Source organism: Roseibium sp., from assembly GCF_050301095.1.
Lineage (GTDB): Bacteria > Pseudomonadota > Alphaproteobacteria > Rhizobiales > Stappiaceae > Roseibium.
Map to the genome: position 1 here is coordinate 1 of NZ_JBNKYW010000113.1, position 7,000 is coordinate 7,000.

The 7,000-nt window shown below is 59.9% G+C and carries 6 protein-coding genes; all 6 read left to right on the forward strand.

Annotation, left to right across the window (positions count from 1 at the left end; genetic code table 11):
• Nucleotides 1–849, forward strand: an 849-nt coding sequence (gene ychF / locus ACQY7U_RS10120) for a redox-regulated ATPase YchF (RefSeq protein ID WP_428644063.1), incomplete at its 5' end; no start/stop codon positions are given.
• Nucleotides 850–914: 65 nt separating this feature from the next.
• Nucleotides 915–1,583, forward strand: a complete 669-nt coding sequence (gene pcp, locus ACQY7U_RS10125; protein WP_428644065.1) for a pyroglutamyl-peptidase I — start codon at nt 915–917, stop codon at nt 1,581–1,583.
• 170 nt (nt 1,584–1,753) lie between these two features.
• On the forward strand, nt 1,754–3,064 hold the full coding sequence (locus ACQY7U_RS10130; protein WP_428644067.1) for an MFS transporter: 1,311 nt from the start codon (nt 1,754–1,756) through the stop codon (nt 3,062–3,064).
• Between the two features lie 108 nt (nt 3,065–3,172).
• Nucleotides 3,173–3,856, forward strand: a complete 684-nt coding sequence (locus tag ACQY7U_RS10135; RefSeq protein WP_428644069.1) for a fumarylacetoacetate hydrolase family protein — start codon at nt 3,173–3,175, stop codon at nt 3,854–3,856.
• 162 nt (nt 3,857–4,018) lie between these two features.
• A complete protein-coding gene (locus ACQY7U_RS10140) occupies nt 4,019–5,794 on the forward strand; it encodes an SLC13 family permease (RefSeq protein WP_428644071.1) in 1,776 nt (591 codons plus the stop codon).
• Between the two features lie 435 nt (nt 5,795–6,229).
• Nucleotides 6,230–7,000 (forward strand): DUF1254 domain-containing protein (locus ACQY7U_RS10145; protein ID WP_428644073.1); only part of this gene is annotated, 771 nt, incomplete at its 3' end.

A 7,000-nucleotide genomic window follows, 5' to 3' on the forward strand; every position in this document is an offset into this window, starting at 1 on the left:
GAAGGCCTCGGCAACCAGTTCCTCGCCAATATCCGCGAAGTCGACGCCATCGCCCATGTCCTGCGCTGTTTCGAGGACGACGACATCACCCATGTGGAAGGCACCATCGATCCGATCGCTGATGCGGAGACGGTGGAGACCGAACTCATGGTCGCCGACATGGAAAGCCTTGAACGCCGCATCGCACCGCTGAAGAAGAAAGCGACGGGCGGCGACAAGGAAGCCAAGGCCGTCCTGCCGATCATGGAAAAGGCGCTTGCCCTTCTTCAGGACGGCAGGCCGGTGCGCATGCTGGAAACCGCCGATGCGGAAGAAGCCAGGCTTCTGAAGGGCCTGAACCTGCTCACCTCCAAGCCGGTGCTTTATGTCTGCAACGTCGACGAAGCCTCGGCCGGAGAAGGCAATGCCCTTTCGGAGAAGGTAGCCGCCATGGCCAGGGAACAAGGTGCTGCCGCCGTCGTGATTTCGGCTGCAATCGAGGCCGAGATTTCCCAGCTCGACAAGGAAGAGCAGGAAGAATTCCTGGAAACCATCGGGCTGGAAGAACCGGGCCTCGACCGCCTGATCCGCGCCGGCTACGACCTGCTCGGCCTGATCACCTATTTCACGGCGGGCCCGAAGGAAACCCGAGCCTGGACGATCACCGAGGGCACCAAGGCCCCGGGCGCGGCCGGCGTCATCCATACGGATTTCGAACGCGGCTTCATCCGCGCGCAGACCATTGCCTACGACGACTACGTCACGCTCGGCGGCGAGACGGCCGCCAAGGAAGCGGGCAAGGCGCGCGATGAAGGCAAGGAATATGTCGTCAAGGACGGCGACGTATTGCTGTTCAAGTTCAACACCTGATTTGCCTCTGTATCTCTTCCCTTCAAGTGCTTAACCTTGGCCCAAACGGAAGGGAGGGGTATCCAGTGAAAACGATCCTGTTGACCGGCTTCGAAGCCTTCGGCAACACGCCGGTCAATCCTGCAGAGCAGGTCGCAAAGCGGCTGGACGGCGAAATTCTGGACGGTGCGCGCATCGTCTCTCGGATCATCCCGAACACCTTCTTTGTCTGCATAGACGCCGTAACCGCCGCGTTGAACGAAACGGGCGCGGATGCCGTGGTCATGCTGGGCGAGTATGGCGGCCGGGCAACGATCAGTGTCGAGCGTATCGCCCAGAACTTTAACGATTCCACCCGCTACGGCCTAAAGGACAATGCCGGTGTCGAACTGCAGGGGGAGCCGACCGCGCCGGATGGTCCCCTCGCCTATCACAGCACGCTGCCGCTTCGGGCCATGGTCAAGGCCATGCGCGACGGCGGGATACCGGCGGAAATCTCCGACGCTGCCGGAACATTCTGCTGCAACCACCTGTTCTACGGCATCCTGCATCACCTCGCCACGGCCGGAAGCGGCATTCCCGCGGGCTGGATCCATCTGCCGCATCTGCCGGAAGTCGCGGCAAGAGTAGAGAATATCGGGGCACCCAGCATGTCCGCCGAAACGGCGGCCGAAGGGCTGCGCCTTGCCCTCAGGGCACTCGTCAACCATCCCCACGACCTCGATGTTCCCGTTTCCGGGCGTCTGCAGATCTGATCTGCGGAACATTTTTCTTCACCGCATGTAAGCGCCCGAAAGACCTCCCCCTTCCCGGGACCCGGCTTGCCGCCCTGATTTTCAGTTCAAGGCACTGAAACGGAAGCTAAAGACATGCCTTTTATGCTCACCCGGGACGTGACGGAACGACGTTCTGAAGGAGGGGTGTTATGGGCATTTTCGCTGGTTCGAAAACCCGAAAGATCATTGCGGGCACTGTCGGCAACACGCTCGAATGGTATGACTTTGCCGTCTACGGCTATCTGGCCCCGATCATCGCGCACCAGTTTTTCCCGAGCGACGATCCCACCGTCAGCCTGATCAGCACCTTCGGCGTCTTTGCCGCCGGTTTCCTGATGCGGCCGATCGGCAGCCTCCTGCTCGGCCATGTCGCCGACAGGATGGGCCGCAGCCGGGCCTTGCTGCTCTCAGTCGCCCTGATGGCCATCCCGACGACACTGATCGCGTTTCTGCCGACCTTTGAGCAGGCCGGCATTGCGGCACCTGTCATCCTTACGCTCATGCGCCTCCTGCAGGGCTTGTCCGTGGGTGGTGAATACACCGGTTCCTCGGTCTACCTTTACGAGATTTCCCCCAGGGACAGGCGATGTTTCGTCGTCTCCTGGGCACTTGTCGGCGCTGTCTTCGGTGTCCTGCTCGGGTCCGGGGTCGCGGCCCTGGCAACCAGCCTGCTGCCGTCGGAAGACCTGGGCACCTGGGGATGGCGCATTCCCTTTGCCTTCGGCCTGCTGGTGGGCCTGACCGGCTTCCTGATCAGGCGTGGCAACACGGCGGACGAGATCGATCTTCCACCTTCGGCCCAGGATCCGGTCAGCGTTCCGGTCGGCGAAGTCATGCGCAATCACAGGCCCGCCCTTCTGCGAACCATGGCCTGCAATGTTCTGAACGGTGTCGGTTTCTACCTGACCTTCGTCTATCTCACCACCTACCTGGTGGACTACAGCAAACTCAGCGAAAGCCGAGCGCTGACGATCAACACGTCGGACATGATCGTGTTCATGCTGCTGCTCCCGGCGGCCGGTTATCTTGCCGACAAGACGAGCCGCAAGGCACTCCTCCTGATCGGATCGGGCGGTGTCGCGGTTCTGGGACTGCCGATGTTCTGGCTGCTGCATCACCAGGACCCGGTCTTTGTGATCCTGGGACAGCTTGGCCTTGCCACCGTCCTTGCCTGCTTCTTTGCGCCGCTCATGGCAACGATGATCGCCCAGTTTCCGGCACCGATCCGCGTAACGGGCTATTCCATCGGCTACAATATTCCGCTGGCCCTCTTCGGCGGAACCGCGCCTCTGGTGGCAACTTTCCTCATCGACAAGACGCACCTGGTCCTTGCGCCAGCCTTCTACCTGATTGCCGCCGGCATCCTGACCTTTGCCGTGGTCTGGTTCATGCCCGATGAAGGTGTGGAACCCGATCAGGACGAAGAGAACGCGCAAGCCTCTCCACAACCTCAGACATGAAGGCAGTCCTGCCGGACAAACAGACGTGAAAGACATCCCGGCCCGTCTCGACAAGTGGTCGGGGAAATAGGTACAAGCAGATCTCCCGTTTATCTGGAAAGCCTTGCCATGCCGACAGTCATTCCGGCCCCTCAGCCAATCATCCTGCCCGTTTCCGACAGCGAGGCGGGCTTTCCGGTACGCCGGGTCTATTGCGTCGGCCGCAACTACGCGGCCCATGCGGTGGAGATGGGCCACGACCCGGACAAGGAACCGCCGTTTTTCTTCCAGAAGAACCCTGACAACCTGGACCCGTCCGGCCAGTTCCCCTATCCGCCGCTGTCCGGTGACGTTCATCACGAGATCGAACTGGCCGTCATGCTGAAATCCGGCGGCAGCGACATTCCTGTCGATGAAGCGCTCGACCATGTTTACGGATATGCGGTTTCCCTCGACATGACCCGCAGAGACCTGCAGGGACAGGCGAAAAAGGCCGGACGCCCATGGGAAGCGGGCAAGGCCTTCGAACGCTCCGCCCCGGTGGGTAAAATCGTTCCCGCCACCCGCTTCGGATCGCCTGAAAACGGCCGCATCGCACTTACCGTCAACGGCACCCTCCGCCAGGAGGGCGATCTCAACCAGTTGATCTGGAAAGTTCCGGAAATCATCGCCAACCTCTCCGGTCTCTTCCGGCTGGATGCCGGCGACGTGATCCTCACCGGGACACCGGCCGGTGTCGGACCGGTTGAAAAAGGCGATGTCCTGGAAGCCTCCATTGCGGGTCTGCCGCCCCTCAACGTTACGGTCGTGTGAAGCCACGGGAGGCGGGAAAGACCAAAGCGCCGGCATAAGCGGAAACTCGATCGCCCCCTTTCAAGCGGCATGCCCGGGAATATCGGGAAAGCGGCTTGAGATTACGGCGTGGGCATGATCAGCTTCGGCAAGATACCCCGTTTCTGCCGGAGCCGTTATCCCGTGACTTTCGATCAGACCGCCCTTTTTGTCCTCTTCGGCGTCGTTTTCGCCCTGCTGATCTGGGGGCGTGTCCGGTTTGATCTGATTGCCTTTTCCGCGCTGGTCCTCGGGGCGCTCCTCGGACTGGTTCCCTCGCATGAGATTTTTTCCGGCTTCGGCCATTCCGCCGTCATCATCATCGCGCTTGTTCTGATCGTTTCACGCGGATTGATGAATTCGGGTGCGGTCGAACTGATCGCCGGGCATGTCCTGTCCGCCTCCCGCAGCCTTTCCGGTCACGTCGGCCTGATGGCCCTTGTCGGAGCCGGCCTGTCCGGCATCATCAACAATGTTGCCGCCCTTGCGCTCCTGATGCCGCTGGACCTGGAAGCGGCCCGGAAGGCGGAACGCTCTCCCGGCCTGTCTCTGATGCCGCTCTCCTTCGCCACGATCCTGGGCGGCATGATCACGCTCATCGGCACGCCGCCCAACATCGTCATTGCCGAATACCGCTCCGACGCACTTGGCGCGCCGTTTTCCATGTTCGATTTCACACCTGTCGGGCTCCTCGTCGCCGTCGGCGGCATCGCCTTCGTCACCCTCGTCGGGTGGCGCCTGCTGCCCGATCATTTTCGGGTTCCTCCCAAACAGGAAGGCTTCGCGGAAAGCCTCTACTCGGCTGAACTGAAAGTCGGCAAGATTTCGGAGGACAAACCACTGACCGTCGGCGATCTATATCCTGTAGCCGAAGACAAGGACGTTGCCATCATCGGCCTTATCCGCAACGGCCGGCGGATCCGGGGCTTCGCCCGGCGTGAACCGATCAAGTCCGATGATTTTCTGGTGGTCGAGGGCGATCCAAAGGCCATCGAGGCCTTCATCGGAGCCGCCAGGCTCGACTTTGCCGGGTCCGAACGGCACAAGGGCGGACTGACGGGCAGCGCACTGTCCCTGATCGAGGCGATTGCTCCGGACAATGCCCGCATCATCGGCAGTTCGGCCTTCGACATGCGGCTTCTCTACGGCCAGAGCGTGACCCTTCTCGGCATCTCCCGGCAGGGACGCCGCATCCAGAAGCGTGTCCGCCACGAAAAGATCCGGCCGGGCGACGTGCTCCTGCTGCTTGGCACCCAGGACCGGCTCGACAACGCCTGTTCCTGGCTCGGCGTGTTGCCGCTCGAGGGCCGGAAGACCGGCATGATCCAGCGCGGCAAGGCCCGGCTGGCAATTGCAGGCTTTGTCCTGGCAATCGCCGCTGCGGTCGCAGGCCTTGCCTATCTGCCGGTCGCCCTCGCCGCCTGCGTCATCCTGTACGCCGCATCGGGACTGGTCAGCGGATCGGACGTCTACAATTCGGTCGAATGGAAGGTGATCGTGCTGCTGGGTTCCCTGATCCCGCTCGGGCAGGCCTTCGAATCTGCCGGCAATGCCCAGTTGATCGCCGACGGCATCGTCACGGTGACGGCAGGTGCGCCCGCCTGGGTGACGCTCTCCGTCCTGATGATTGTCACCATGACCCTGTCCGACTTTTTGAACAACGTCGCCACCTGCCTGATCGCCGCGCCGATTTCGGTCCAGATCGCAAACACGCTCGGCGTCAATCCGGATCCCTTCCTGATGGGGGTCGCCGTGGCCGCGTCCTGCGCCTTTCTCACCCCCATTGGCCACAAGAACAACACGATCATCATGGGCCCCGGCGGCTACCGCTTCGGTGACTACTGGCGCATCGGTCTGCCGCTGGAAATCCTGGTGCTCGTCATTGCCATCCCGGCCATTCTCGTGTTCTGGCCACTTTAGGAACGATCGTTGCAAGACTGTGGAACGAATCTGTTTGCCCGAAACAATGCATTGCCGAAGTGGGTTGCAACCAAAAATGACCTAGCGTAAAGTTCACCTAGGTATCTCTATCACTGTAAAAAAATCCCGTGCATTGAGGATGCTGCTGTACCCGCGCTGTAAGTGTGTTTTTGCAATTTCTCCGAATTTCCAGTCGTATCCTGGAAAGACAAAGACATTCCGCACAAAACGCTCGGTTCAACCAGTGTTTAACGAACGAGAATTACGACCCATTCGAGGCTGCCGGGATCATCGTTTCGGCCGTGAACAGCAGGCTCGGATAACTTTTAAAAAATCAAGAAATATTCAGCCTCAAAAAAGTCTAACCTCTTAACAAAACAATCGAAAACACTACGTAACGCCTATCTGATCCTGAATTTTTAGGAGTAGAATTGAATGTCTTATCTTCGGAACACACAATACAAAATACTCTTTGCTTCAACCATTCTATTAACTCTGGGCCTTTCTCCCTCTTACGCTGAGGTTTCAAAGGAAATCGTCCAGTCCCTCTCGGCCCCGGAAACGGTCGAAACAAGCGCGGGCACGCTTGAATTCAAGGATGGCGCCCCGAGCGATGAAACCGCGCGAAAAATATTCGATACGCTCGATTTCACCCGAGCGCTTAACACTTACAACAACAGTTTCCGGGGCGCTTCCGCCCTCGCCATCAAGAAGGGCATGGAGAGCATCGGCGCAGGCAGCGGTGACATCGTCATTTTCGAAGAACTGATGGACTCCAGTTCGCTGTTCCTGACCGCAAATGCGGACACGATCTACTACCTCGGCTGGATTGATCTTTCAAAGGGCCCGGTTGTGATCGATCAGCCGACAAACGGCCTCGGCGCGGTCAACGACATGTGGTTCCAGTGGGTGACCGACATGGGCAAACCCGGTCCCGACCGGGGCCTTGGCGGAAAATATCTGATCGTCGGCCCTGGTTATGACGGCCCCCTTCCAGAAGGGGGATACTTCGTCTCCCATTCCAGGACCAACACAATACTCTATGCCCTGCGGGCCTTTATCGAGAACGGCAACGACCCCAAGCCCGCTGTCAACAACATCAAGAACAACCTGAAAATCTATCCCTACCAGCCGGGAAGTTTCGGAACATCGATCGCGGAAGCCCTCAAGGGCGAAGTGAGACTGGCCGGAGAGCCCAAGATCCCG

Bases quoted from the DNA above. Each gene is read 5' to 3' on its own strand.
- ACQY7U_RS10135 (WP_428644069.1), top strand. From the start codon at position 3,173: ATGCCGACAGTCATTCCGGCCCCTCAGCCAATCATCCTGCCCGTTTCC.
- ACQY7U_RS10130 (WP_428644067.1), top strand. From the start codon at position 1,754: ATGGGCATTTTCGCTGGTTCGAAAACCCGAAAGATCATTGCGGGCACT.